Origin of the sequence: Pseudomaricurvus albidus (assembly GCF_018863235.1) — a bacterium.
Classification (GTDB): domain Bacteria; phylum Pseudomonadota; class Gammaproteobacteria; order Pseudomonadales; family Cellvibrionaceae; genus Pseudomaricurvus; species Pseudomaricurvus albidus.
The window spans coordinates 433,183-458,298 of record NZ_JAHKRS010000001.1 but is presented as its reverse complement, the minus strand read 5'-3'; the positions used below and the strand labels follow the sequence as shown (position 1 = coordinate 458,298).

The 25,116-nt window shown below is 50.1% G+C and carries 18 protein-coding genes; 11 read left to right on the top strand and 7 right to left on the bottom strand.

The window, feature by feature from the left end; all coding sequences use genetic code 11:
- Positions 1 to 36: 36 nt before the first annotated feature.
- The gene (locus KOI40_RS02025) at positions 37 to 921 is read right to left on the bottom strand and encodes a nuclease-related domain-containing protein (protein WP_304504153.1); all 885 of its coding nucleotides are present in this window, start codon (positions 919 to 921) and stop codon (positions 37 to 39) included.
- A 246-nt stretch (positions 922 to 1,167) separates the two neighbouring features.
- On the opposite strand from KOI40_RS02025, the gene KOI40_RS02020 reads away from it, so the two are divergent.
- Complete coding sequence (locus KOI40_RS02020) at positions 1,168 to 2,151, top strand: DNA cytosine methyltransferase (protein ID WP_216095767.1); 984 nt, start codon at positions 1,168 to 1,170, stop codon at positions 2,149 to 2,151.
- Entirely contained in the window at positions 2,152 to 3,303 is a 1,152-nt protein-coding gene (locus KOI40_RS02015) for a restriction endonuclease (RefSeq protein WP_216095766.1), read from the top strand.
- Between the two features lie 407 nt (positions 3,304 to 3,710).
- On the opposite strand, the gene KOI40_RS02010 is transcribed toward KOI40_RS02015, so the two are convergent.
- The 4 genes from KOI40_RS02010 to KOI40_RS01995 form a co-directional block, all read right to left on the bottom strand.
- Complete coding sequence (locus tag KOI40_RS02010) at positions 3,711 to 4,832, bottom strand: response regulator (RefSeq protein WP_216095765.1); 1,122 nt, start codon at positions 4,830 to 4,832, stop codon at positions 3,711 to 3,713.
- Between the two features lie 2 nt (positions 4,833 to 4,834).
- Entirely contained in the window at positions 4,835 to 7,048 is a 2,214-nt protein-coding gene (locus KOI40_RS02005) for a sensor histidine kinase (protein ID WP_216095764.1), read from the bottom strand.
- Between the two features lie 473 nt (positions 7,049 to 7,521).
- Positions 7,522 to 7,926: an HIT family protein gene (locus tag KOI40_RS02000; protein ID WP_216095763.1), complete on the bottom strand. Its 405-nt coding sequence runs from the start codon at positions 7,924 to 7,926 to the stop codon at positions 7,522 to 7,524.
- Positions 7,927 to 8,197: 271 nt separating this feature from the next.
- On the bottom strand, positions 8,198 to 9,085 hold the full coding sequence (locus KOI40_RS01995; RefSeq protein WP_216095762.1) for a YicC/YloC family endoribonuclease: 888 nt from the start codon (positions 9,083 to 9,085) through the stop codon (positions 8,198 to 8,200).
- A gap of 279 nt (positions 9,086 to 9,364) precedes the next feature.
- Between KOI40_RS01995 and rph the strand changes: the two genes are divergently transcribed.
- From rph to KOI40_RS01965, 6 genes are all read left to right on the top strand, one after another.
- Complete coding sequence (rph, locus tag KOI40_RS01990) at positions 9,365 to 10,087, top strand: ribonuclease PH (protein ID WP_216095761.1); 723 nt, start codon at positions 9,365 to 9,367, stop codon at positions 10,085 to 10,087.
- A 336-nt stretch (positions 10,088 to 10,423) separates the two neighbouring features.
- Positions 10,424 to 11,950 (top strand): malonate--CoA ligase, encoded by a 1,527-nt coding sequence (locus KOI40_RS01985; protein WP_216095760.1) that lies wholly within the window; start codon positions 10,424 to 10,426, stop codon positions 11,948 to 11,950.
- Positions 11,947 to 13,287: a malonyl-CoA decarboxylase gene (locus KOI40_RS01980; protein ID WP_216095759.1), complete on the top strand. Its 1,341-nt coding sequence runs from the start codon at positions 11,947 to 11,949 to the stop codon at positions 13,285 to 13,287. Before KOI40_RS01985 ends, KOI40_RS01980 begins: the two co-directional genes overlap by 4 nt.
- A 267-nt stretch (positions 13,288 to 13,554) precedes the next feature.
- Positions 13,555 to 15,687, top strand: coding sequence for a TonB-dependent receptor (locus KOI40_RS01975; protein WP_216095758.1), 2,133 nt, complete (start codon positions 13,555 to 13,557; stop codon positions 15,685 to 15,687).
- Positions 15,688 to 15,752: 65 nt separating this feature from the next.
- On the top strand, positions 15,753 to 17,210 hold the full coding sequence (locus tag KOI40_RS01970) for an amidase (protein ID WP_233709870.1): 1,458 nt from the start codon (positions 15,753 to 15,755) through the stop codon (positions 17,208 to 17,210).
- Between the two features lie 48 nt (positions 17,211 to 17,258).
- Positions 17,259 to 18,653, top strand: a complete 1,395-nt coding sequence (locus tag KOI40_RS01965) for a short-chain fatty acid transporter (RefSeq protein WP_216095756.1) — start codon at positions 17,259 to 17,261, stop codon at positions 18,651 to 18,653.
- 21 nt (positions 18,654 to 18,674) lie between these two features.
- On the opposite strand, the gene KOI40_RS01960 is transcribed toward KOI40_RS01965, so the two are convergent.
- Positions 18,675 to 19,685: an AraC family transcriptional regulator gene (locus KOI40_RS01960; RefSeq protein WP_216095755.1), complete on the bottom strand. Its 1,011-nt coding sequence runs from the start codon at positions 19,683 to 19,685 to the stop codon at positions 18,675 to 18,677.
- Positions 19,686 to 20,307: 622 nt separating this feature from the next.
- Between KOI40_RS01960 and KOI40_RS01955 the strand changes: the two genes are divergently transcribed.
- The 3 genes from KOI40_RS01955 (at position 20,308) to KOI40_RS01945 (ending at position 24,232) form a co-directional block, all read left to right on the top strand.
- Positions 20,308 to 21,612: an NAD(P)/FAD-dependent oxidoreductase gene (locus tag KOI40_RS01955; protein ID WP_216095754.1), complete on the top strand. Its 1,305-nt coding sequence runs from the start codon at positions 20,308 to 20,310 to the stop codon at positions 21,610 to 21,612.
- A 110-nt stretch (positions 21,613 to 21,722) separates the two neighbouring features.
- A complete protein-coding gene (locus KOI40_RS01950) occupies positions 21,723 to 23,141 on the top strand; it encodes an aldehyde dehydrogenase family protein (protein ID WP_216095753.1) in 1,419 nt (472 codons plus the stop codon).
- Between the two features lie 143 nt (positions 23,142 to 23,284).
- Positions 23,285 to 24,232 (top strand): cation diffusion facilitator family transporter, encoded by a 948-nt coding sequence (locus tag KOI40_RS01945; protein WP_216095752.1) that lies wholly within the window; start codon positions 23,285 to 23,287, stop codon positions 24,230 to 24,232.
- Between the two features lie 61 nt (positions 24,233 to 24,293).
- On the opposite strand, the gene KOI40_RS01940 is transcribed toward KOI40_RS01945, so the two are convergent.
- Positions 24,294 to 24,941 carry a TetR/AcrR family transcriptional regulator gene (locus tag KOI40_RS01940; protein WP_216095751.1) on the bottom strand — a complete coding sequence of 216 codons (648 nt, stop codon included), beginning with the start codon at positions 24,939 to 24,941 and terminating at the stop codon, positions 24,294 to 24,296.
- Positions 24,942 to 25,116 lie beyond the last annotated feature (175 nt).

Here is a 25,116-nt window from a genome sequence, read left to right as displayed (position 1 = left end):
ATCAGGAAAAAGAGCTCTGAACCCTTTAATTCCTGATTAGGTGATTTTTGCAATTGCCCTGCACTTTGGAAAGTTTGAACAGCCCCAAAATTTGTTACCTGCATTGGCTCCTTTTTTGGCTTCTCTCATTACCATGCTAGAGCCACATTTTGAACAGGTCTTATCATTTTCCTTTGAGTTGATGATTTGTTTGACGTGTGCAATATGCTCGCGGTTCGTTTTTATGCTTGGTTGCAGCCTGCCGCCCTGGATGGTGTTAATAACGTCTTGTACTTGTTCTTGGCTTAAAATTTCAGTGTTAATTGATTTGATGAATCGAATGCAACTGCCGGCATATGTGACGTTTCGAGGCATATCAGTTTTAAAGGTGCTGTCGCCAATGAATACTATGACTGAGAAAATACTTTCAGCGGGGATGTTTAAACAGGCTTCGAGAGTTTTTATATGCTTATAGTTTTGATGTAACGGGTTTTGAAATTTACTGGAATGTTTATATATTCTCTGAGTCCATTGTTTTTGATTGGCAGAGCCAAATACCCACCCTTTCATGTTTTTTGTTTCTATGACAAATACACCATATTGCGAAACTAAAATATGATCAATTTGTGTTGATCCATCTTCGGTAGGTAGCGTGACGTTCTTGATAAGGTGGTATTTATCTTTTGATAAGAATAGCTTTAAAAGTAAATTGACTTGAAATTCTCCCAAGATACCTTTGAACCAAGGTGACTTGAAGAGACCAGCCAATAAAGCTAATGGTATTAAATACCATAGAACGCTGAATAATTGATTGATTATTGGTGTGATGTCCATTTCTCGGTAATTCCTTGAAAAGGGCTCTGACCCCTTTAATTTCAAGCGCTTTTCTCCGGAGGTCATATTGCGCAAGCATGTGTTTAGTGAAGGGATTAGCTCCGCCATGTGATGTCCTTATCTCGACAAGTGAGTAGCCGCTTGCCAATGCTTATAATTTTAATCTAGCTCAATTGCATATATTTGATGACTTTACCTCAATAGGCGCCATTTTTATGTATAAATTTTGGTTCATCCATAGAAATCCTTTTTCTGTTCAAAAAATGAACTTTATGTGTTTCTGAGGCCTCGTAGTCAAGCACTCTTTAAATAAACCTGGTACTATTCGTCCCTAATACAAGGGGATGGTAAACAATGGTTAAATTTGTGGATTTGTTCTGTGGGGGCGGCTTTGGAGGGCGCGGTGCCGTTACTGCTGGAGCTGAGCCCATATTGGCTGTAGATGCCTGGGATCTTGCGGCTGAAACTTATAAGAGTAATTTCCCAAAAGCAGAGGTTCTTTGTTCCCCAATAGAAGATTTAGACCCCAAACAACTTGCCAAACGGCATAAGCCAGATGTTCTTCTAACCTCTCCTGAATGTACCTCACATTCTATTGCCAGAGGAGCAAAACAGGGCAGTGAAAAAAGTCGAGAGACCGCAATAGGTATTATCCCCTGGATTGAAGCTATGAACCCACGTTGGTTGATTGTTGAAAACGTCAATCGGATGAAGAAATGGGGGCGTCATAATGAATTAATTTCTTCGATCGAATCTTATGGATATACCGTTAATGATCTCTTATTGAACTCTGCCGACTTTGGTACTCCCCAGGCTCGGAAAAGAATGTTTTTGATTTGTGATAGAAAAGGCACGGTAATAACAAAAGAAGATCTTACAGCCCTGCACCAAAGGAAGAAAAAGACAGCCAGGGATATTATCGATTGGTCTGGTAGTTACAAAAGTACATTGTTGTATAAAGAAGGTCGAGCTCAATCAACGATTGATCGAGCAGAACGAGCTATTAAAGAGCTGGGTCGTAAGAAAGATTTTATTATTGTTTACTACGGGTCTGACTACGCAGGAGGATGGCAGTCACTAGATAACCCCTTGCGTACAATTACTACTTTAGATCGTTTTGGTTTAGTGACTTGGAAAGGCAATGTTCCTTATCTAAGAATGTTGCAGCCGCCTGAATTAATGAAAGCAATGGGAGCTGGTTCAAAACATAAGCTGCCTCATGGAAATAGAAGAAATAAAGTTAAGCTGTGTGGTAACGGAGTGTGTTCTCCAGTAATGGAGATAATTTTTAAGAAAATTTCTCGAACTCATGCAGAAGAAATAGAGCTAGCGTCTTAAATGGATTTATCTGAGAGTGATCTAATTGTTGATACAGTCTATGGAGGGTCGCGAAATGGCAATGCCTCGGATGACCCATTGCCAAAGCTGCTTGGCGTAGACAATGGTGCCGGTTTTCGGCATCTAGGTAAGCGTCCAGGAACTGACACGCTGAAGTTACTTGTTCTCAAATCAAACTTCAATGACCCTGATTGGCCGGATACTCTAAATACAGAAAACGGTTTGTTCACTTACTATGGTGATAAAAAATCGGTTGGAGATATTCATGACACGCCCAGACAGGGTAATCTAATTCTCCGAAATTTGTTCGATGCTAGGCATTCAGCCACATCGTCTGAGAGTTTCCCCGTCATACTTCTATTTGGTGGCACGGGAGAATATCGAGATGTACGATTTCTTGGTTTGGCTGTTCCCGGAGCACAAAATCTGGGGCCAGATGAAGATCTAGTCGCGATCTGGCGTGCGAAAGGATACAAGAATGAGCGGTTCCAAAATTACAAATCAACGTTCACAGTCTTAGATGTATCTAAAGTAAAACGAGCTTGGCTTAATGACATTGTTGATGGTGCAGCAGTCACATCTGTACATGCTCCAAAGCCTTGGCTCGATTGGGTTAAATCAAGGGCTTATAAGCCACTCCTTGCACCTCACAGTATAGAAATACGTAATAAAGATCAGCAGCTTCCTCAAGGCCAGGATGAACAAAAAATACTGTCTCTTGTTTATGAGAGGTTTAAAGATAATCCATTTGAATTTGAAAGCTGCGCAATTGAAATTGCCCGCCTTATGATGCCTGATATTGGGGCTTGCGAGCTTACTCGGCCTTGGCGGGATGGTGGAAGAGACGCTATCGGTTCATACAGAATTGGTGTTGGCCCCAGTGCAATTGAAGTGGAGTTTGCCTTGGAGGCAAAATGTTACAAGCCAGGATCAAGTGTTGGTGTTAAAGAACTATCACGGTTGCTGTCCCGATTGCGCCACAGACAGTTTGGTGTTTTAGTTACTACTTCTTATCTTGGTAGCCAAGCATATAATGAGTTGAAGGAAGATGGTCACCCGGTAGTTATAATTTCTGCAGGTGATATCGTATCACTATTAAAAACAAGGCTTGGTCCTATCCATTCAATCGCACATTGGTTAGAGAATATTTAATTTCCGATTATAAAAGGTCTTAGGGAGCTGTTTTATACATACAGAAAGAGGGGCGTGCTGACTGGATGCTTCCACACAAGAAGCAAAAACCATCTTTATTTCTTGAGATGATGATTATAATTTATACGACCCCGCGTTTAATTATTAGAGACCGATTTTACCAAAGCTCCGTGCTAGCCTAAGGGGCACGGTAAAGCTATGGCATTAATCCAAAAAACCATTGATAAAATGATTGTTTTGAGAGAGGAGCAAACAATATCAGGTTTCTCCGTTAGCCTAATATTGACCCTTTGTCTAAAGGTCATTGCTCCTTATGATTTCTTTAGGGTTATTCTGGATTGATGTTCTTTTATTTTATTTGGGGCATGTAGTATGAGCGTTGCTCTTTAGAGAAAGTATCGACCATACTATACTGACCACTCTCCTGATGGTTGTCCCTGACGTCCAAAATATGCAGAAAAACGGCTTTGTACATCACGCACGAATGGTGAGCTAATAGTGGCTATTCTTTTAATCTTTTCATTATCTAAGATATCATTTATGGACAAATTAATGATCCGTTTAAAGTCAATAACAGCTTCATCAACATCTAAATATTGAGGAAGGTAATGATACCTCTGTTTAGGTGAAGTTCCACGTTGGACTGATGCAAAACCTCTCCATGCCTTAGCATTTGTTTTACCAGATGTAGAGTATGAAATTCCGAGGTCCTCAAACACCTCTTTCTTCAAGGGAATTATTTCCACCAAAACGACCACATCAACATTAAATATTAGCCTGCCGTCCTTTTCCCCTCTGGGGGTGATGTCACAAGACGGAGATAAGACTACATAACGCTTGTCATTAACGCTAATAATATCTCCGGTAGCAATAGGATTTTTTATCGGAGGAAGGATGTAAAATTCAGGGTTAAAGTAATTCATTGTACTGTCATGATTGGCGTCCTCTTGATCTAAATATTCAGAAAGATGTAGAGTTACGTACCTTAGAAGCTCTCTCTCACAGTCTCTATTTTTTTTGACCCAAAGATCAAACCCTTTAGATAAATGACCAAAAAAAACATCATTTATTAAGCGGTCTAGTTTTCCTTCACCACCCAATATTTTAGTTACTCCCGTGTTCAGAACCTGAACAAGGTCATTAATTACTAAACAGGTATCTTCATCTCTATTAAATTTCCGCATGAGAGGGTTTTCGAAGAGGTCTTCAAAATCGTTACTTAAAGCATGCAAAGTACTACTAACGACATAGACAACCAATCTGATTCGGCCGCTATTTATTATATGAGAAAGAACTAGATTTCCTGAAGCGTTATGGCCATCACCTGCATCCCCTTTCAAAAGTAAATCTAAAAGAACCGCGTCATAAGATTTTTCATTCAACTTTGTTATTGCTTCATCTGACGATTCAACAATATCTAAATTGATAGTCTTATCATTATTTTCAAGATTGTAGTCATCTAGCGCATCTTTATAGAGAGTCTGCTGATCTTTACTATCCTCAATCATCAAGACATTTACTACTGGCATTTTTATCCCTTATTAAAATTAATAACAAAGCAGGCGCCCTGCTCAGAGCTTGCCGCTCGTATTGTTCCATTTAATCTTTCTACAGCTTCACCCACAAGCGCTAGACCAAGCCCAGTTCCTTCCGGCTTCATTGAAAATCCGGGTTCAAACATCAATTCCAAATTCGATCCCTGGAAGCCTGGCCCATTATCAGAAAATAAAAGCTCTACTCCATCAGGCAATATGGATCCCTCCACGGAAATCTCTTTATCCGATGAATCTGATATCCCAAGCCAATACATGCTGTTTTCAACAAGGTTTGCAAGTATGGTTGCCAAGTCAAACGATGTAGCATATACCTCTATATCTTCTGGAATATCAATGTGGACAGAAATTCCTGCCCTCTCTAAGTCGGATTCAAATATATTAATAGATGATATTACTTCTCTCAGTAGACAGAGTTGTTTTCTATTTGGTCTTCTGGTTATGGCTAAGGGCTCTATTCTCTTAAATAGCAACGAAATTGCCTTTGAGCTTTTTACCAGTAATTCCCCTCGAGTTGTTAGCTTGTCTTGAAGTTCGTCATCAAACTCTTTTGAAAGCTGTGCTGCCCATCTGATTAAACGCCCAGGAACTTCATTAATTACCTTAATGTGCTTTCTTCCCTCATGCAGCACAATATGTGTGATCTTCCCAAGAGTAGCTTGTCCCTGGTAAAGAGCTATAGTCTCTCTAACTTTTATATACTCTTGGGATTTCTTTTTCTGCTCCTTGTCAATTTCATCAGTAACAATTTTGAAAATTGACTGTTGAGACTTTTCGTCTATACCAAGTTTTCCTATTTTTTTTACGAGGTTCTTTGTGACATCATCAAAATTGAAGAGATCCTCAATCCTATCGTTAACGGACTTTGTTTTTCTTCCTCGAAAGGATCTTTTTCTAAACTCAAAACGTTTTTCTTCTAGTTGAGAAATCGCATATAAAATCAAGTGTTTCAGACCAGAAAAATACCTATCTTCTACGAGGCCATCCCTAGCGCTCTTTTCTTCTAAATGGGACAATTCCTCAGATTGTATGCCAACAAAACCGATGATCTGATTATGGCCTATTCTCATTGAAGGGTTTTGAACTCTATTACTATCCAGTTGTAGCCAATCAAAGTTCTGGTCACCGTAGGGTCTAACGCGAAAGCTGCCTCGAAATATCGAAACTCCATAATATTCATCAAGAATTTTTCTTGCTTTTCTCTTGCCAACCTTTTCATCCGAAAATGGATCTTGCAAGCCCCTTTCAATTAGATCATCAATCGCTTCCGGGTCTCTATCAAACACCCTGAGATCAAAACTAATCTTTCCTGGATAGTCTTGGTTATTATGATCTTCAAGAAGAATGTTTTTTTGATATCTTTCCGGTTTAATATCTTTCACATTTTGGTTGTAATACTCAAAGGTGGCATAACCATCACTATTAATCGTGCCGTGAATACGATAATCAAATAGATCAATAACTCCAAAGGGCTTGACCTCCACAACAGAGTCTTCCATATCTGGAAAACCTTTATATTCTACCGACACTGTAAAGGAGTCTTCAGATCCCAGGTATCCAAGTTCTTTGCTGACTTTGGCGACTTCTGATGGAGCCAAGAGTGTACTGAGCTCGATTACGAGATTACCGCGCTGTTTTTCGTCCCATTGACTATTTAGATCTTCGACTGAGATGCCTGTGCTTACAACTTCTATAAATGTTCCTGCCTTACGGTTAGACTTTACTTGATCAATGACAATGGGAATATCTTCGAGAAGATTATTGCTGGAAAAGTCATCTAGATCTAACAATAGAGATACTTCATCGTGACCTTTAGCTTTTGTGTTTAAATAAATGCTACTACCAAGTGCAGCCGCAGCGAAACGCCCGATTCCTTTTCGGCCTTGAAGCGCTCTTCCTTCCGCACTGGTTTTTCTTTCTAGCTTGTCAGATGTCGCAGGTACCAACCATTTATTGACCACTGTATCTAGATCCATTCCGTGGCCACTATCCGCTACAGAAATAGTTAATGTTTGGTTTTCTTCATTATAAATAAAGCTAATCTTCGCATCAGGTGAATCCGCATCAAACGAGTTTTTTACAAGCTCTACAACTGCAGCAAATTTGTCTTTGACTAAATCTTTTCCAATAGTGCTAATTAATCTCGCTGAGGGACGGATTCGGTATTCTGGTTGTTTGATATTCTCTTTCATACGGTAATTCCAAAATTGAGAGAAAAAGTTTGGTAACTGCGTTTTTTGCCTAATTTTTCTTTAAAGTAAGCTAAGACAATCATAATTTTCATACTCAATTTTTAATTTTTCTGAATAATTATGTATGCTCAAGTATCTCTCAACCATCTTAGTTTTTTGTATTCTTGATAAAGCTTAACCCAAAACCTTGTTGATATCACCGCACGCTCACTTTTCATTATCTACGCTTGTTTAAATCCGTTAACTAGGGCTAAGTTATTCATTGTCGGTCTGGCCTTATGCATTGTAGTGATAATATTTGTTGCGTGTACTTAAAGGGAAAGACCCATTAAAGTATCCCAAATAAATTAGCTCATTATTGAACAAAACTAGGACGCTTTTTTCTTCGATCATCTTGTGAGTGTTGCCATGATCACTGGATCGAGCCAGCCGCAACGTACTAAGCTGCTGACCGTAGATGTCTAATTCACCCATCACGCCCCACTCCAATAATCCGCCCTCTCCGGCACCACCCACCGCACCCCCCCACGGGGATCTTTCCCCGGCTCGTCATAACGAGGAATCAAATGCATATGGCAGTGGGGCACGGTCTGTCCGGCGGCGGGGCCATCGTTGATGCCGATGTTGTAGCCAGCGGGCTTCAGGGATTGGTCCAGTTCGGCTTTGGCCTGTTCCAATAACAGGAACATGGCTTCCTGCTCGGCGGGAGTCAGGTCGAAAAAGGAGGCGGTATGGCGACGGGGGATGATTAGGCTGTGGCCTTCGGACACGGGATAGCCATCACGAATCACAAATGCGTGTTCGTTGCTCAGCAGAATGCGACGGTCGTCGGTATTCTGAGGTATGCCGCAAAAGGGGCATGTGGGTGATGCGTCCATGGTGCGTCCTGTGCACGATATTTCGGGAGCTGTCCTGAGTCGTTCATACTAACGTACTAATCGGCAGTGGCGCAAAAAGTTTGAACTGGGTCACGGTTGGGGGGGCCGCTTTTCTCGCATGGCCCCAAAGTCCGATTTGCGTGTGCCTTCGCCGATATGAAGGTTGTTGCGTCGTTGACAGGTGTTGCTGTCGTCGTCAAAAAAGCCGTGACGTCAGGGGGTGTCACTTGTTCCGGGTGGGATTGCTCATTACGGATCCTCGTTTGGGCTGTTACTCAATATTTTGGATCTGCTCGCGCATCTGCTCGATCAATACCTTTAATTCAATCGCCGCCTGGGTGGTGTCGGTGACGATGGATTTGGAGGAAAGGGTGTTGGCCTCGCGGTTGAGTTCCTGCATCAGGAAGTCCAGTCGGCGGCCGACGCTGTTTTTCTGCTTGAGGGTGCGGCGCACTTCGGTGACGTGGGTGTCGAGGCGGTCGAGTTCTTCATCGACGTCGGTTTTCTGGGCCAGGTAGACGATTTCCTGTTCGAGGCGATCCTGATCCACATCGACTTTGAGGCTCTCGAGTTTTTCCAGCAGCTTCTCGCGCTGTGCCTTGAGGATATCCGGCAGGATGGCGCGCACCTGAGTCACCTGGGTTTCGATGCCCTGCAGGCGTTGTTCGATGAGGTTTTTCAGCTCGTCCCCTTCCCGCGCGCGGTGTTCGATCAGGGTGTTGAGTGCCTGCTTGAACAGGTCGAGGCTGGCTTTGAGCAGTTCGTCGCGGTCGATGTCGTTGTCGGCCAGCATGCCCGGCCAGCGCAGCAGTTCCAGCGGGTTGACCGGCGCGATGCTGGCGTTGGTGCGGCTGAGCTCGTCGCTGACGCTGTCGATGGCCTGGGTAACCTGCTTGAGCAGGGTGGTGTTGATGTTGAGCCCGCTGTCTTCGGCGCTATCGGTGCCGCCCAGCTGGTAGGAGAATGAGGCCTCAACCTTGCCCCGTGACAGGCTTTTGCGCATCTGTTCGCGCAGGGCGGGTTCCAGTTCGCGGAGGAAATCCGGCAGGCGGAAGTGGGGTTCCAGGTAGCGGTGGTTTACGCTGCGTACTTCCCAGATCAGGGTTCCCCAGGGGTATTTGGCTTCCTGGCGGGCAAAGCCGGTCATACTGCAAGGCATTGTGTCGGTTCTCTCTCTTTCGTAACGGAAGGTGCTTGTTGTTGGCAATGGCGGATGGCCAAGGGTTCGATTGAGCGAAGCAGATAGTAGCACAGGGCGATATTAGCACAGGCCGAGCAGGATACAGTTCTGGAAAGCCCCTATTGGGGGCTTGTCTGCGGTTATTGTGGCTGGCTTCCGCTATAATGGCGCGACTTTTAAACCTCGTTTTCGTGCCCGCGCGGCATGGCAACGAGTGGCAATACTGCCTGAATGACTGAATAACCGAGGTGTTTTTTTATGCAACGACCCAGTGGCCGCACGCCGGACAGCCTGCGCGATATCCGCATTACCCGTAACTTTACCTGCCATGCGGAGGGTTCTGTGCTGGTGGAGTTTGGCAATACCAAGGTGATTTGTACCGCCAGTGTCGAAGACGGTGTGCCACCGTTTATGCGTGGCGAAGGCCGCGGCTGGGTGACCGCGGAATACGGCATGCTGCCCCGCTCTACCGGCACGCGCATGCGTCGCGAGGCGACGGCGGGCAAGCAGGGTGGTCGCACGGTTGAGATTCAGCGTCTGATCGGTCGCTCCCTGCGCGCGGCCATGGACATGGAAGCGTTGGGGGAAAACACCATCAAGATCGATTGCGATGTGATCCAGGCCGACGGCGGCACTCGCACAGCCTCCATCACCGGTGCCTGTGTGGCGCTGGCCGATGCCATCACCTTCCTGAAAGACAAGGGCAAGGTGAAAGGTGAGCCGCTGAAACGCATGATCGCGTCTGTGTCAGTGGGCATCTACGAGGGCGAAGCGGTGCTGGATCTGGACTACCCGGAAGACTCCAACGCCGAAACCGACATGAACATCGTGATGGCCGACGACGGCGGCATCATCGAGATTCAGGGCACGGCCGAAGGCGAGCCGTTCAGCGAGGCGGAGTTTGCCTCCATGCTGGCGCTGGCCAAGAAAGGCATTCAGGATCTGAACGAGATCCAGAAGGCGGCGCTGGCAGCACTGTAACCCGTCGCTACTCAAGCGACGTTGAGCGCCCAATGCCTTGATCGACGAGGCGTTGGGCGCCGTTTTACCCTCCTGGCGGGGCAATCCTGCCAGATCATCTGCGGTATTCAAACCTCCCTCCCTGTGTGACTTTATCTGCCCCGGTGCCAGTTGCCTCTGTTGCTGTCACGCTTCTCTCCCCAATGGCCGATTGCTTCTCGCGCTTCAACGACGGGTCGATACGCGAGGGCATAAACTGACAAGTCCTTGGCCCCTAATGTCGTTGTATAACCTTCGTGGAAGGGTATAGTTTTTACAGTTTGATGTGACGGGCAACTTTCCTTAGGTGACTTTAAAATGGATGCACAAAATCAGTCCAATCTCTATGCGGCGTTTCGCAGCCGCTTTCCCGCGGACCTATCTGCTCCCCTCCTGACCACGGCAGAGGGGCGTGTTTACACCTACGCCGACGCGGAGGAAAGATCCGCTCAGCTGGCCAATTGCCTGATGCAGCTGGGACTGAAGCCGGGCGATCGCCTCACCGTGCAGGTGGAAAAGTCGGTGGAAATGCTGTGGCTTTACCTGGCCACTGTTCGGGCCGGCCTAGTCTTTCACCCGCTTAATACGGCTTACACCAACGACGAACTGGAATACTTCCTGACCAACGCCGAACCGTCGATGGTGGTCTGTGATGAGGCCAAGCGGGCGGATTTTGAGGTGCTGTGTCAACGCGCCAATGTTCCCAATCTGTTGACCCTGAACGCCGACGGTACTGGCACCTTGATCGACAGCGCCGGCGCCTGTGCCGCGGACTTTGCGACCGCCGTCACCCAGCCCGAAGACATGGCCTGTCTGCTTTACTCCTCCGGCACCACCGGGCGTCCCAAAGGCATTATGCTGAGCCATCGCAATCTGATTGAAAATGCCCGTGTACTGGTGGATGCCTGGGGCTTCACGGCTGATGATTGTCTGCTGCACGCCCTGCCGGTCTTTCATGTTCACGGTCTGTTCGTGGCCATTGGCTGTGTATTGATGAGTGGTGCCAGTATGCGCTGGCTGCCGAAATACGATGTCGATCAGGTGCTGAACCATCTGCCGCACAGTACGGTGATGATGGGCGTCCCCACCTATTACACGCGGCTGCTAGCAGAACCGACGTTTGGCGCCGAACAGTGCCGCCACGTGCGCCTGTTTATCTCGGGCTCTGCGCCGCTGCTGGCCGACACCTTTGTGGAGTTCGAGCAGCGCACCGGTCAGTCCATTCTGGAGCGCTATGGAATGACGGAAACCGGCATGAATACCTCTAATCCGTTGCACGGAGAACGTCGTGCAGGGACGGTCGGTTTCCCTCTGCCCGGTGTCAGTGTCAGAATCGTGGGCAATGATGGCGAAGTGCTCGGCCCCGGTGAGGTGGGCGATTTGCAGGTCAAGGGGGCCAATGTTTTTTCAGGTTATTGGAAAATGCCGGAGAAGACCGCCGAGGATTTTTCCGACGATGGCTTTTTCATTACCGGTGACAAGGGCATGATTGATGAGGATGGTTACGTTGCCATTGTCGGGCGCGCCAAAGATATGGTGATCTGCGGTGGACTCAACGTCTATCCCAAAGAAATTGAACTGCTCATTGACGAGCTGCCGGGCGTGGTTGAGTCGGCGGTTATTGGCCTGCCCCACGACGATTTCGGCGAAGCCGTGGCCGCGGTGATTGTCGCCGAACCTGGTAGCCAGTTGTCCGAAGCCGACGTCAAACAGCATGTGAAAGCCCACGCCGCCAATTTTAAAATACCCAAACAGGTATTTTTCGTGGACAGCCTGCCGCGCAACACCATGGGGAAAGTTCAGAAAAATATTTTGCGGGCAACCTATGGCCCCGACAAGTCGTGAATATCAATCGCTTTTTAAGGTCCGTGGCAGATTCCGGCAAGTTACTCCTGCGCGGTGAGCGCAGGCGGTTTGTCGGAGAGGCCGTCAGCGAGATCCGCGTCGAGCAATTGTGTGACGATCTGCTGTCCAGCAAGGGGGAGGCCCTGGGAACCGCACTGGCCTGCTCGGTGGCTGAAGCATTTAATGCCATGAATGAACGCGAGCGGCTGGATTTTTTTCATCTGTTGGCCGAGCGCTATGGTGCGTCGAAAGACAAGGTGGAGCAAGCGATAGCTCATTACCAGACCAACAAAACCTCGGCGAACCTGCACGCCTTGCATCGCTGTTCGGAACCACCTCGACAGGAGTTGTTCCGACGGATCAACATGGCGCCGGGTGGTACACAGACTCTCGTTCATCTGCGTGAATACCTGCTTCCATTACTCACCGATTACCCCGAGTTTGTGGCGATTGAAACGGACCTGCACCATTTGATGACGTCCTGGTTTAACCGCGGATTTTTGCGGCTGGAGCGAATTGACTGGCACACACCGGCGTTTATTCTGGAAAAACTGATCACCTACGAAGCGGTTCACGAAATGTCGGGTTGGGAAGATTTGCGCCGGAGACTGGCCGATGATCGTCGCTGCTTTGCTTTTTTTCATCCGGCCATGGAGCATGAACCCTTGATTTTTGTTGAGGTGGCACTGTGTCAGGGGTTGGCGGAATCCGTTCAGAAAATCCTTTCCGCAGAGGTAGACCCGGGGTTGCAGGCACAGGCCGATACGGCGATTTTTTATTCCATCAGTGATTGCCAGGCGGGCCTGAAAGGGATCTCCTTTGGCAACTTCCTGATCAAGCAGGTGGTGATGGAGTTACAGCAGGAACTGCCGAATTTACAGCACTTTGCGACCCTGTCACCGATTCCCGGTTTCTGCCGTTGGCTGCATGCCCAAATTGAGGCGAACAAACTCTCAGAGCAGCAGCTGCGGGCGATTGATGGGTTTGATCAGCCGATCCAGGAGGCATGTCAGTCCCGCGATTCGGCAGAGGCTTGTGCCGTTCTCATGCCTCTGTGCGCCGAGTATTTGTACAGGGCAAAACGCGGCTCTAAACCTTTGGATCCCGTGTCGAGGTTTCATCTGCGTAACGGCGCCAGTATCGGTCAGCTGAACTGGAACGGGGATACCTCCGCCAAAGGCATGCGTCAATCCGCCGGCATTATGGTGAATTACACTTACAACCTGGGCCTGGTAGAAGAGCGTCATGAAGATTACGTCAATGACAATCTGGTGATGGTAGAAAAGGATTTTTACAAATACCTAGCACCCGAATCCAATGCTTGCCTTAAGTCATAGTTCGGCACTCGCCACGTTCTATCAAGACCGTGCGATAGACCGATCGCCACAAAAAGCCAGCAGCCCGCTGGCTTTTTTTGTGTCACGAACCGCGGGGACATTTGTCTGTGGGATGCCCATCACCCTGTCGATGCCCTGCTCATCTTTTGTCATTACCGGTCATCAAAGGGACACTTTTGTCAATGGATTGGCTACTACTGTTAAGAGGGAATGCGCCGCGCGGGGATAGAATCAAGTCGTCATTTTAATAACAAGAGAGTAGACACTGTGAATATCAAGAATAGATCCAACAAGCTTTCTCTGGCTGTCAGCGCGTTAACCACTACCTTTGTACTGAGTGCGGCTTTTGAAAGCTACGCGGCGGTACTTGAAGAAGTCACGGTCACCGCCAGAAAGCGGGAGGAAAGCCTGCAAGAAATTCCTGTCGCAGCCACCGTTTTTAATGAACAAACTCTGGAAATGCGTGGCGCCAGTGATGTTTCGGATATCACTGCGTCGGTTCCCAATATGGCCTACCAGGATCGAGCGGGAGGGCACCAGACCTCCATTGCTATTCGCGGTGTCTCATCTGATGTGCGTAACATTGGTATCGAAGACAGTGTCGGTATTTATGTGGACGGTGTGTATATCGGCCGCCCGATGTTCTACAACGTCGATCTGGCCGAAGTGCAACAGATTGAAGTTCTGCGAGGTCCACAGGGTACTCTCTTCGGCAAAAACAGCATTGCCGGAGCACTTAACATTACCACCAAAAGTGTTCCGCAAGAGTTCGAGGGTAAGGTGGCGGTGACCGCAGGCAGTTACGGCCTGCGTCATTACAAGGCCTATTTCGGTGGCATGTTCAGTGACAACCTCGGTGGCAGCTTGTCTGCGGTTAAGAAAACAACCGATGGCTATATGGAAAACCTGACCACCGGCGACGATCTGCAAGCTCTCGACCAGGGCGGTGTATCCGGCAAGTTGCTGTTCAACGCCAGCGACAGTCTGGTGATTACGCTGGCGGCGGACACGTCGGAAAAAGACAATGATGTGAATGCCTCACAGTTACTTGCACCCAGTGCGGGCTGGGGCTTTGAAACCCAGTCGGATCCTTTCGAGGTCAGAGAAAACGGCCCACAGAAATACGAAGAGAATGTGGACGGTTATTCGGTCACTGCCGAATACAGTTTTGACAACAATTATACGCTGACCTTTATCGGTGCTCAGCGCAATATGGATCTGCTTGCCAGCTTCGATGATGACAACACACCAGATCTGGTGGATCTTCAAAGTATCTTTGAGGACGAATCGGAACAGACTTCTTACGAGTTGCGTCTCACGTCACCCGGCGGTCAAAAGTTTGACTGGATTCTGGGTTTTTTCCACTTTGATCAGAGTGTCGATTCCGAACGCCACACATTGATTCCAGGCTCCGTGGACATTGCCGGTTCCGGTACGGTGGAAGCCACCTCAACGGCCGTGTATTTCAGTGGTGATCTCCATATTACGGACAGCCTTGATCTGACTCTGGGTGTGCGTTACACCCGGGATGAGAAGAAGGCAGACTGGATTCAGAGAGCGGTTCCCAGTGGCGCCTTTGCCTTTCCGGATGTGGACCTCAGCGGTGACGAAACCTGGGGCGAAGTCTCCCCTACCCTTGCACTCACTTACTTGATTAATGAAGACATCAGCGTTTACGGCAAGGTGTCCGAAGGTTTTAAAGGCGGTGGCTTTGTCACCGATTTGGTGGGTGAATCCGGTTTTGAGTTGGAGCCGGAAACGGTTCGAAACTACGAATTGGGCATGAAATCGACATTGGCTGATGGCGCCATGCGGTTAAACCTGGCGCTCTTCAGAATGGAGTACGACGATCTTCAGACACTGGATTTGGGCGGTCCGCTCAATCTTCAGTTCGTGGGAGCCAATGCCGGCAAGGCGACCTTGCAAGGACTGGAGTTTGATTTGGAGTATCAGGTCACCGACCATCTGATGATCATGGGCGGGGCCGGTTATGTGCATTCGGAGTACGACGAATTTATTCAGAACACTTACGCGGGTACTAATGATTTTGCCGGCAATACCTTGCCAAACGCGCCCGAAATAACGGCTAACCTTTTGCTTGAATACCGCACACCGGTGCACGAGTCTTTCGATCTGGTGGTCATAGGAGAGTGGAGTTACAAAGACGAAACCCAGTTTGCCCAGGGCAATTTGGATAACACCTTGGCCCCCAGTTACTCTCTCTACAACGCACGGGTTGGATTGACATCCAGCGATGATCAATGGAGCGTTTTTCTGTGGGGCAAGAACCTGGGTGACGAAGAATACTTCACGTATCTGCGCGATGGGCCTTTCACCGAAACCACTGGCCTGTACGGGAAACCGAGAAGCTACGGCGTGAGTTTAACTTACAATTTTTAACCTATCCTCTCTTGCGGGTTGTGCGCGGACAGGCAGCCCGCTTTTTTATTCAGACTTCAGGGCCTATGATTGTGAATCAAGTCAGTAAAAATTCCACACTCTCACCAACAGAACCGCTGTACCAGCTGAGTGCCACAGAGCTTCAGCGCTTGCTGGCCAATGGTGACATCAGTGCGGTCGAGGTGATGACCAGCTTTCTTGACAGGATTGAAACGGTCAACCCGAAAGTCAATGCCATTTGTACCTTGCTGGAGCGCGAAGAGGCCCTGGCCCTGGCCAGAGAAGCCGATGCGCAACGCGCGCGGGGTGAGCCTCTGGGACCGCTGCACGGTATTCCCATTGCCTGCAAAGACCTCGCCCGCACCAAGGGCATGCGAACCACCATGGGGTCCCTCGCCTGCAAGGACATGATACCGGACACCGACAGCCTCTTTGTCGAGCGTCTCAGGGCAGCCGGAGCGCTGATTATCGGCAAAACCAACACCCCGGAATTTGGGGCCGGTTCACACACGTTTAATGATGTTTTTGGTACCACCAAGAACCCCTACAATCTTGCCAAAACGGCCGGTGGCAGCAGTGGCGGTGCGGCAGCGGCACTGGCCGCCCGCATGCTCCCGATTGCCGATGGCAGCGATATGGGTGGTTCGCTGCGCAACCCGGCTGCGTTTTGTAATGTGGTGGGATTCCGGCCTTCCATGGGGCGCGTGCCCATGTGGCCGTCCGCGCTGACCTGGCAGAGCCGTCTTGGCCTGGAGGGCCCCATGGCGCGAGACGTCGATGATCTGGGTCTGTTACTCTCTGTGATGGCCGGTCCTGATCCTCGGGATCCCAGATCCATTCAGCAATCCCCTGCTCCGTTTGCCTCCATCAAGGCGCTCGACGGCACGGGCAAGCGCATTGGCTGGAGCCCGGATTTGGGCATGTTGCCCGTGGCGCAAGAGATTCGTGATGTGTGTGCCTCTGCCCTGACCGCCTTTGCTGAGATGGGCTGCACGGTGGAACAGCAACACCCGGATATGACTGGAGCGATGGAGGTTTTCCGCACCTTGCGTGCCAGCTACTACGCCGTAGGCTGTGGTCCGCTACTGGGGCAGCACCGCCATGAAATGAAAACGACTCTGATAGAGAATACGGAAATTGGTTTGAAGTTAACCGCGCCGGACCTCTTGTCAGCTGACCAGAAGCGCAGCGCCGTCTACCAGCGCATGGTTGAATTCTTCGAAGAGTTTGATTATCTGGTTCTGCCCACCACCCAGGTAGCGCCGTTTGACCATGAGCAAGAGTGGGTCCGGGAAATTGACGGTGTCGCCATGGATGACTACCTGGATTGGATGAGCATCTGTTGTGTGATTACCATCTGTGACCTGCCGGCGATTTCGATGCCCTGCGGTTTTACTCAAGATGGCTTGCCGGTTGGGTTGCAGATAGTGGGCAAGCCTTGGGCGGATATGGAAGTGCTGCAGCTGGCCAAAGCGTTTGAGCAGCGGCGTCCATTTGCCAACCAGGAACCAGACCTAAAATAATTCTCGATAACAAGAACCATAACAATAACAACACAATGCAGGGGCGTTATGAACAACCTGGCAGATAACCACCAGCTCGAAGACCGGCGATTGATTGATCGCCTGTCTTCACCGTTAGTCCACTTCATGGAACGGTATTATCCGGACCTTTTCCTGTTCATTATTCTGATTACCCTGACCACGTTTTTTCTGGCGTACTGGACCACGGAACAGTCTCCTCAGGCGATCCTTTTCTCCTGGGGTAATTCCCTGGGCGATATTCTGACGTTTACCATGCAGATGTCGCTGATGGTGATGATTTCCCATGCCCTCGCCCACACCGACTCTCTGCAGCGGCTGCTGCACAAACTGGGTTCCGTTCCCAAGACCGCGACTCAGGCCTATGGGCTGGCGGTGCTGGTGCCCGGTATTGCCTGCCTGATTTCCTGGCCCCTGGGGATCATCGCCGGCGGCATTGTTGCGAGAAAAATTGGTGAGAGCACCCGGGACCGAGACATCCGGGTTCACTATCCGCTGTTGGTTGCCAGTGCCATGTGCGGCAATGTCGTCTGGCACATGGGCTATTCTGCTTCCGCGCCCCTGTTTGTTGCGACAGAAGATAACAGCATGATGGCTCTGATGGGGGGCATCGTGCCCATGACTGACACGGTCTTTACAACCTGGAATTTGATTCTGGCGGCGTCGGTATTGATCACGATGATTTTTCTGGCCGGTTATTTACGTCCCAGAAGCGAGGAGACCATTGAGCTGCGTCGTGATTCACAGGAATACGCCGAGCAGCCCCCTTCGCAGACCGATAGCCACAGACCCGTTGCCGCGCTGGAAAACAGTCGATGGTTCACCGTGGTTGTCGGTGTCTGCCTGCTGCTTTTTTTGTTTTTTTGGTTTTCCCAGCAGGGGTTCAAACTCAACCTGAATATCGTTAACTGGAGTTTTCTGTCATTGCTGCTGGTGTTGTGCCGATCCGCCAAACACTTCATGTATCTGGTGGAGAAGTCCGCCGTTGCGGTAGGGCCACTGATTCTCGCCTACCCTTTCTATGCCGGGATTATGGGCGTTATGGTCGATAGTGGTATGGGCACGATGGTTTCCACCTGGTTTTCCGAAATAGCCACTCAGCAGACGTTGCCTCTGTGGGCTTTCCTGGCGGCCATGGTGGTCAATCTGTTCATCCCTTCCGGTGGCGGCCAGTGGATCATTCAGGGTCCGATCTTTATCGAGACGGCCAATACACTCAATGTCGATTTGCCGCTGATCGTTATGGCCATTGCCTACGGCGATCAGTTGACCAATTTGATACAGCCGTTGCCGGCCATTCCTCTGTTGGCGTTGGCGGGCCTGAAAATCAAACACATTATGGGTTATATGTTTATCTTTTGCGTGACAGGGTTTGTGTTGTTGGGGGGCGGACTGATGATCATATCGCTCAGTTCAGCTGCCTGACGCCAAAGCCATGGGTGGCGTCTATTGGCTGAGGGAATTGCGGTAGTGCTGGGGCGTATCGAGGGTCCAGGAGCGAAATGCACGACTGAAGGCGCTGACTTCCGAATAACCCAGTTCGTAGGCAATTTCTGCGATGCTCAAATTGGTGGATGCCAACAGGTGTTTGGCTTTTTTTTCCATGGCCAAATGTTTCATTTCCTGAAAGGTATGGCCTTCATGCATTAATTTACGGCGCAAGGTGCGTGTAGACACAGACAGATTGGAAGCCACTGAATTAATCGATGGAATTTCTTTGGCGGTCATACGCATCAACTCCCGACAAACAATGTCAGAAAATTCACTGTTCAGCTCTTCGGAGATATAGCTTTTCAAGGAGTTGACAATCATCGAGTGCAGCAGCTTGTTGGCGCTAACGAAAGGCAGTGACAACACTTGATTGGGTAAACATATTTCCAGGTTTTCGCGATTAAATAAAACCTTTTTGGAGCCATAAAATTCCAGATAGGTGGCCATTGGCGCGTGCTGCTGATGTGGAAAGGCTACCGACTCCGGGTGAATGTCCTGTTGTGTGCAAGTGCTGATAATACACAGGATAAGGGATAATAAATATTCATTGAATTGGCGCCAATCCAGATCATCATTGGAGCATATGTTTAATTGGTAGATGAAAGATTCACTGCCACGAATAAGCTTTTGATCCAGCCCATTATCGACATATTTGCCATACTTGATGAGATCCGTAAGCCCTTGTTCCAGATTGGAGGCGGAGACAAGGTTGAGGATGGTCAATCCGGCGGATTCGTATTTGAAATTACCCCCCATGCGCATGCCAAAGTATTCGTCACTGGTTGTTTGGGCAGCCACATTGAACAGGGAAGTGATTTCTCTTGGCGTCAGTGGTTTGCTGTATTCCTGATCGCAGTTGAATTCGATACCCGCGTTTTCGAAAACAACCTGGGGATCAATACCTCGTCCCAACAAATACACATGCAGGTAAGCGGCAAACCGGGCTGAAAAGACAGTATTGAACACGGCGGGACCTTAATATTTCTTATTTGCTGATCATCTTAACAAAATCATTGAGGGCCTACCTGCGTTTTACAGGGATTGCCAAGTACTCAAGGGGGGGCTTTTGAGTCGCCATACATCTTGTTTGTGTTATGAATATAGCGCATCGCTATGGTAACTGCAGATAATGTTTGACGACAGACCGGGAGTCGAGCGGATCGGCTTCAGGCGGGGTGGTCTCGGCCGCGGGTTGAGGAGGTTTTGGTGTCGTTACCATGAATTCAATAACCGAATAATAATTCGGCTTGTAACCCCCGAAAGATTTCGCTAACCTAGTCATCATTGAAACATTCACTTCACTTTGAGCTGGTTTGCTATGGTCTCTTACATTGCCTGGTCACATTGGGCGAGTACATCTGCTGCCTGGCAGGACTTCTTCCGCGGGGAAGGTGTTCACGGCGACGATGAAGACCCCCACGGCCCTCGTTAACTGCCCTGTGCAGTCTATTCTTCCTCAGGTTTTGACCTGAGCCGTTTATCCACACGCTGTTATCCATTTCGTGCTGACTGATACCGCGGCCTGTTGCGCTGTGGTCTGTGAATGGCGATGGGTAACCGTGAGTTATCAGAGATTGAGAGGTCAACCATGTTGGGACTGAACACGCCTAAAGACACCCGCGAACACACCGAATCCTATTACGCCGCCACGGCCAACTGGCAGACAGATTACCCGTCCTTGCAGGGGCATATCGAAGCGGATGTGGCCATTGTCGGTGGTGGTTTTACCGGCGTGAACACCGCGCTGGAACTGGCCGAGCGCGGTTATTCGGTGGTGCTGCTGGAAGCCAATCGCATCAGCTGGGGCGCCACGGGCCGCAACGGTGGTCAGGTGATTGGTGGTATTGGTCACGAGATTGAGCGGTTTGAAAAGAGCATCGGCAAGGACGGTGTGCGTGCCATCTACGATATGGGCGTCGAATGCTGCGACATCGTTCGCGACCGTGTCGCCAAATACGACATCGACTGTGACCTGACCTGGGGTTATTGCGATGTGGCGCTGAAACCCCGCCATATGAAGGAATTTGAAGCCGAGAAGAAATATCAGGAAAGCATGGGTTACCCCCACGAAATGGAGTTGCTGGACAAGCAACAGCTGCAGTCAGAAGTGTGCTCTGACCTGTATGTGGGCGGTATGCTCAATCGCACTGGCCACGGTCACTGCCACGTGCTCAACCTGTGCATCGGCGAGGCCCGCGCCGCCGAGAATCTGGGGGTGCGGATTTTTGAGCAATCCCGCGTAACCCGCGTGGTTGAGGGGGATAACCCGGAAGTCCACACCGATCAGGGTTCGGTCAAGGCAAAGCATCTGGTGTTGGCGGGCAATGCCTACCTGGGCGATCTGGCGCCGAAAATCAGTGCCAAGGTACTGCCCTCCAACAGTTCGGTGATCACCACCGAGCCGCTGACCGAGGAGCAGGCGGCGGCCATCATGCCGGGCAACCGGGCGGTGTGTGATCCGCGCACGGCGCTGGACTACTATCGTCTGACCGCGGACAATCGGCTGCTGTTTGGTGGTTTGTCCAATTACACCGGTCGCGAGCCCAAGGATCTGTTTGGCGTCATGCGCAAGAAGATGCTGAAGGTCTTCCCGGGGCTTGAAGGGGTCCAGCTGACTCACGGCTGGAGCGGCCAGATGGGTATTGGAATGAATCGCATGCCCCAGCTGGGCCGTTTGAAGGGCAATGTCTATTACATTCAGGCCTATTCCGGCCACGGGGTGGCGCCCACCCATATGATGGGGCGGATCACCGCGCAGATGATTGCCGGGCAGGCGGAGCGTTTCGATGTGTTTGCTAAAATAAAGCACTGGTCTTTCCCGGGTGGAAAACTGCTGCGTACCCCGAGCTTTGCCTTGGGGATGTTGTATTACAAGATGCTGGATGAGCTGTAGGGCTGGTTTTCCCGCAGCTTAAATTGAGTTATTATTCGGTTTATAGGGCAGCGATTTGCCTGATACGGGCACTATGACGCCTGGGGCCACAATTGAATTTGGAGTATAAGATGAAAGATTATCGTCAGTTCTACATCAATGGTCAGTGGGTTGATCCGATCACCGCCAACGACTTTGCCGTGGAAAATCCATCCACCGAAGAGCAAATCGGTGTCATCAGCCTGGGGTCTGCGGCGGATGTGGATAAGGCTGTTGCCGCTGCCCGTTCTGCGTTTCACACCTTTGGTCAGAGCAGCCGTGAAGAGCGCATCGAACTGCTTGAGCGTCTTCTGAAAGCCTATAAAGACCGCTACGACGAAATGGCCGAAGCCATTTCTCAAGAGATGGGCGCACCCATCGATTTTTCGGCCTCTGATCAGGCGGCCTGTGGTGCCGGTCATATTGCCACTGCGCTGGCAGCACTGAAAGAATTTGAATTCGAAAGCAAAAAAGGCAACGCCACCATCGTCAAAGAGCCGATCGGTGTGTGTGGTTTTATTACGCCGTGGAACTGGCCGATCAACCAGATCGCCTGTAAGGTCGCCCCGGCCCTGGCGACCGGTTGTACCATGGTACTTAAACCCAGCGAGATTGCCCCGCTGTCGGCCTATGTCTTCAGTCAGATGATCGATGATGCAGGCATTCCGGCCGGCGTCTACAACATGATTAATGGCGACGGTCCGGGTGTGGGTTCTGCAATCTCGTCCCACGCTGACATTGATATGGTGTCGTTCACCGGGTCCACCCGCGCCGGTACCGCAATTTCCAAAGCGGCGGCCGACACGGTAAAACGTGTGGCGCTGGAGCTGGGTGGCAAGTCACCGAACATCATCTTTGACGATGCCGATCTGAAAGCCGCGGTCACCAAAGGGGTTGAATCCTGTATGGATAACGTCGGTCAGTCCTGTAATGCGCCGACCCGCATGCTGGTTCCCGCTGATCGTTACGAAGAAGCGGTGGCCATTGCGGCCGAAGCGGCCAACGCCATCAAAGTTGGCAAGGCGGCTGAGAAAGGCGATCACATTGGTCCACTGGTGAGCCGTCCGCACTTTGAAAAAGTTCAGGGCATGATTGAAGCGGCCATTGCCGAGGGCGCTCGCGTGGCCGCGGGTGGTCCGGGCAAGCCTGAAGGTCTGGAGACCGGTCACTTTACCAAGCCCACCATCTTTGCCGATGTGAACAATCAGATGACCATCGCCCGTGAAGAAGTTTTCGGTCCGGTTCTGGTACTGATTCCTTACAGCAGCGAAGAAGAAGCCATCGAAATTGCCAACGACACGCCTTACGGTCTGGCGGCCTATGTGCAAACCGGTGACCCTGAGCGTGCCAAGCGTGTAACCCGTCGTCTGCGTGCCGGCATGGTGCGTGTCAACGGTGCGCCGCACTTGTTCTCCTCTCCGTTCGGCGGCTACAAGCAGTCCGGTAACGGCCGCGAATGGGGCGAGTTTGGTTTTGAGGACTTTTTGGAAACCAAGGCCATCAGTGAATAAATCCAGGATCGTTTTTTGAACCCCGAAAACACCGCCTGAAGGCGGTGTTTTTGTATCTGACTGAAAAAAATGTTGAACCCGGAAACCCGTCATTACGAGCAGCCACTGGCAATGATGACCCAATTGAATAGTGCAGAATCGATATGAATACTCAGGTTACAGATCCGAAAGAACGGGAAAAGCTGGAACAGCGGGCCATCAAGTGCTCGATGTTTGGCGCGGCCGTGTTTGCCACCATTGGGGTGTCGTACGGTTTGTACACGCATTCCCAATCCATTCTGTTTGACGGCGTGTATTCCAGCATCAGTTTCGTGATGTCGATGGTCACCCTGTGGGTGTCGAAGCTGGTGGTGCGTCCGGACGATGAGCGTTTTCAGTTTGGTTATACCCATCTGGAGCCGCTGCTGAATGTCATCAAGGCCATTATCATCACCGCAACCTGTGTCTATGCCCTGACCGAAGCGGTGTCGACGCTGGTGTCCGGCGGTCGCATCATCGCTCTCAGTTCGGCCATCACTTACGCCAGTATTGCCACCGTGGGCTGTTTCAGCTTTGGCGGTGTGATTTACTATTACGCCAGAAAAACCGGCTCCAAACTGGCGGCTGTGGACGCGACCGACTGGTTGTTCGACGGCATACTGAGTTCCGGTATTTTGCTGGGTTTTACCATTGCCCTGATGATCGAAGACGGTCCCTATGGGTATCTGGTGAAGTACCTGGACCCGATGATGGTGATCGTGCTGGTGATGTTGTTCTTGCCGATTCCGCTGCGCATTTTCAAAGCCAATATGCGCGAGGTGTTGTATCTGGCACCGGAGAAAAAACTACAGCAGAAGGTTCGCAACGGTGTCGAGGAGGCGCTCAAGGAGGTGGGGCTGGAACAGAGCCACGTGCGCATGGCCAAGACCGGTCGCGAGTTAAACCTGAGCATCTATGTATTGGTAGATACCAACTATAACGTCGACGGCATTGAACAGCTGGATAAGATCCGCGCGCGCATTGCGAAAAAGCTGGAACCCTTGCGGGAGCAAACCGGTGGCTTGTGGCTGGATATTATGTTTACGTCGGACAAGTATTGGGTGTTTGCCTGACAGCGCTTCACCGGAAACAGGGTGATCCGCTGTCAGCAAAGGCGCTGCTGACCGGGAGTGATCAGGCGTCGGCAGCGTGAAGCTTTAACAGTGCCAGAGTCATGGCTTTTAAATCTTCGAGACTGCGTTTTGAGCGCGCGGTCTTCATGGACACCACGCTCAGCATCACGGCGTGAGTGGATTCGAGGTAGATGCGTCCAATCCGTTCCAGTTCGCTTTTGTTGCCTTCCAGTTTCAGGCGGGCAAACACCGCGGACATTTTGTGGATCACCAGCATATCGTGTTTCTCGTCCAGATCCCGCAGCTCCGGGATGGACCACAGGGCCTGTGCCAGAGGCAGTACAGCTTTCTGTGCCCGGTAGACTGCCAGCATGCGCTCGACTGAGGCTTCAACAAATTCTTCCAGAGACATGCTTTCCAGATCGAACGCCTCAATATCTTTCAGGCCTTCGGTCATTTCATCCAGCCAGCGCTCGCCCAGGGCGTACATGATGGCGTGCTTGTTGGGGAAGTAGTGATACAGGGAGCCGACCGAGATGCCCAGTTCTTTGGCGATCAGAATGGTGGTCAGATCATCGACGCCCACTTCTTCGAGCAGGCGGGCGGTTATGTCCAGAATTTGCTGGGTACGTTCGCGGGCGCGTTGCTGGACCGGCTGGCGACGTGGATTAAGCGCGCTTTTCCTTTTTTCCTGACGCTCTTTTAACATTGGCGAATCTCTTTTATCGGTAACTGCTTGAGGGTAACTGTTTTGACGATCGTGACAGCCCGCCAGATGAGTGGTTGGCCTCATCTGCTCTCTCATACTTGCTCAGTGTGCTGGTGTCTTTCTCACATGGCTTGCGGCAAGCGCGATTGCGCGGCCTCCCGCAAGTCAGGCGGTG

Bases quoted from the DNA above. Each gene is read 5' to 3' on its own strand.
- KOI40_RS02025 (WP_304504153.1), bottom strand. From the start codon at position 921: ATGGCGGAGCTAATCCCTTCACTAAACACATGCTTGCGCAATATGACC.
- KOI40_RS02010 (WP_216095765.1), bottom strand. From the start codon at position 4,832: ATGCCAGTAGTAAATGTCTTGATGATTGAGGATAGTAAAGATCAGCAG.
- KOI40_RS01985 (WP_216095760.1), top strand. From the start codon at position 10,424: ATGGATGCACAAAATCAGTCCAATCTCTATGCGGCGTTTCGCAGCCGC.
- KOI40_RS01970 (WP_233709870.1), top strand. From the start codon at position 15,753: ATGATTGTGAATCAAGTCAGTAAAAATTCCACACTCTCACCAACAGAA.
- KOI40_RS02020 (WP_216095767.1), top strand. From the start codon at position 1,168: ATGGTTAAATTTGTGGATTTGTTCTGTGGGGGCGGCTTTGGAGGGCGC.
- KOI40_RS02005 (WP_216095764.1), bottom strand. From the start codon at position 7,048: ATGAAAGAGAATATCAAACAACCAGAATACCGAATCCGTCCCTCAGCG.
- KOI40_RS01955 (WP_216095754.1), top strand. From the start codon at position 20,308: ATGTTGGGACTGAACACGCCTAAAGACACCCGCGAACACACCGAATCC.
- KOI40_RS02000 (WP_216095763.1), bottom strand. From the start codon at position 7,926: ATGGACGCATCACCCACATGCCCCTTTTGCGGCATACCTCAGAATACC.
- rph (WP_216095761.1), top strand. From the start codon at position 9,365: ATGCAACGACCCAGTGGCCGCACGCCGGACAGCCTGCGCGATATCCGC.
- KOI40_RS01940 (WP_216095751.1), bottom strand. From the start codon at position 24,941: ATGTTAAAAGAGCGTCAGGAAAAAAGGAAAAGCGCGCTTAATCCACGT.
- KOI40_RS01950 (WP_216095753.1), top strand. From the start codon at position 21,723: ATGAAAGATTATCGTCAGTTCTACATCAATGGTCAGTGGGTTGATCCG.
- KOI40_RS01945 (WP_216095752.1), top strand. From the start codon at position 23,285: ATGAATACTCAGGTTACAGATCCGAAAGAACGGGAAAAGCTGGAACAG.
- KOI40_RS01995 (WP_216095762.1), bottom strand. From the start codon at position 9,085: ATGCCTTGCAGTATGACCGGCTTTGCCCGCCAGGAAGCCAAATACCCC.
- KOI40_RS02015 (WP_216095766.1), top strand. From the start codon at position 2,152: ATGGATTTATCTGAGAGTGATCTAATTGTTGATACAGTCTATGGAGGG.
- KOI40_RS01965 (WP_216095756.1), top strand. From the start codon at position 17,259: ATGAACAACCTGGCAGATAACCACCAGCTCGAAGACCGGCGATTGATT.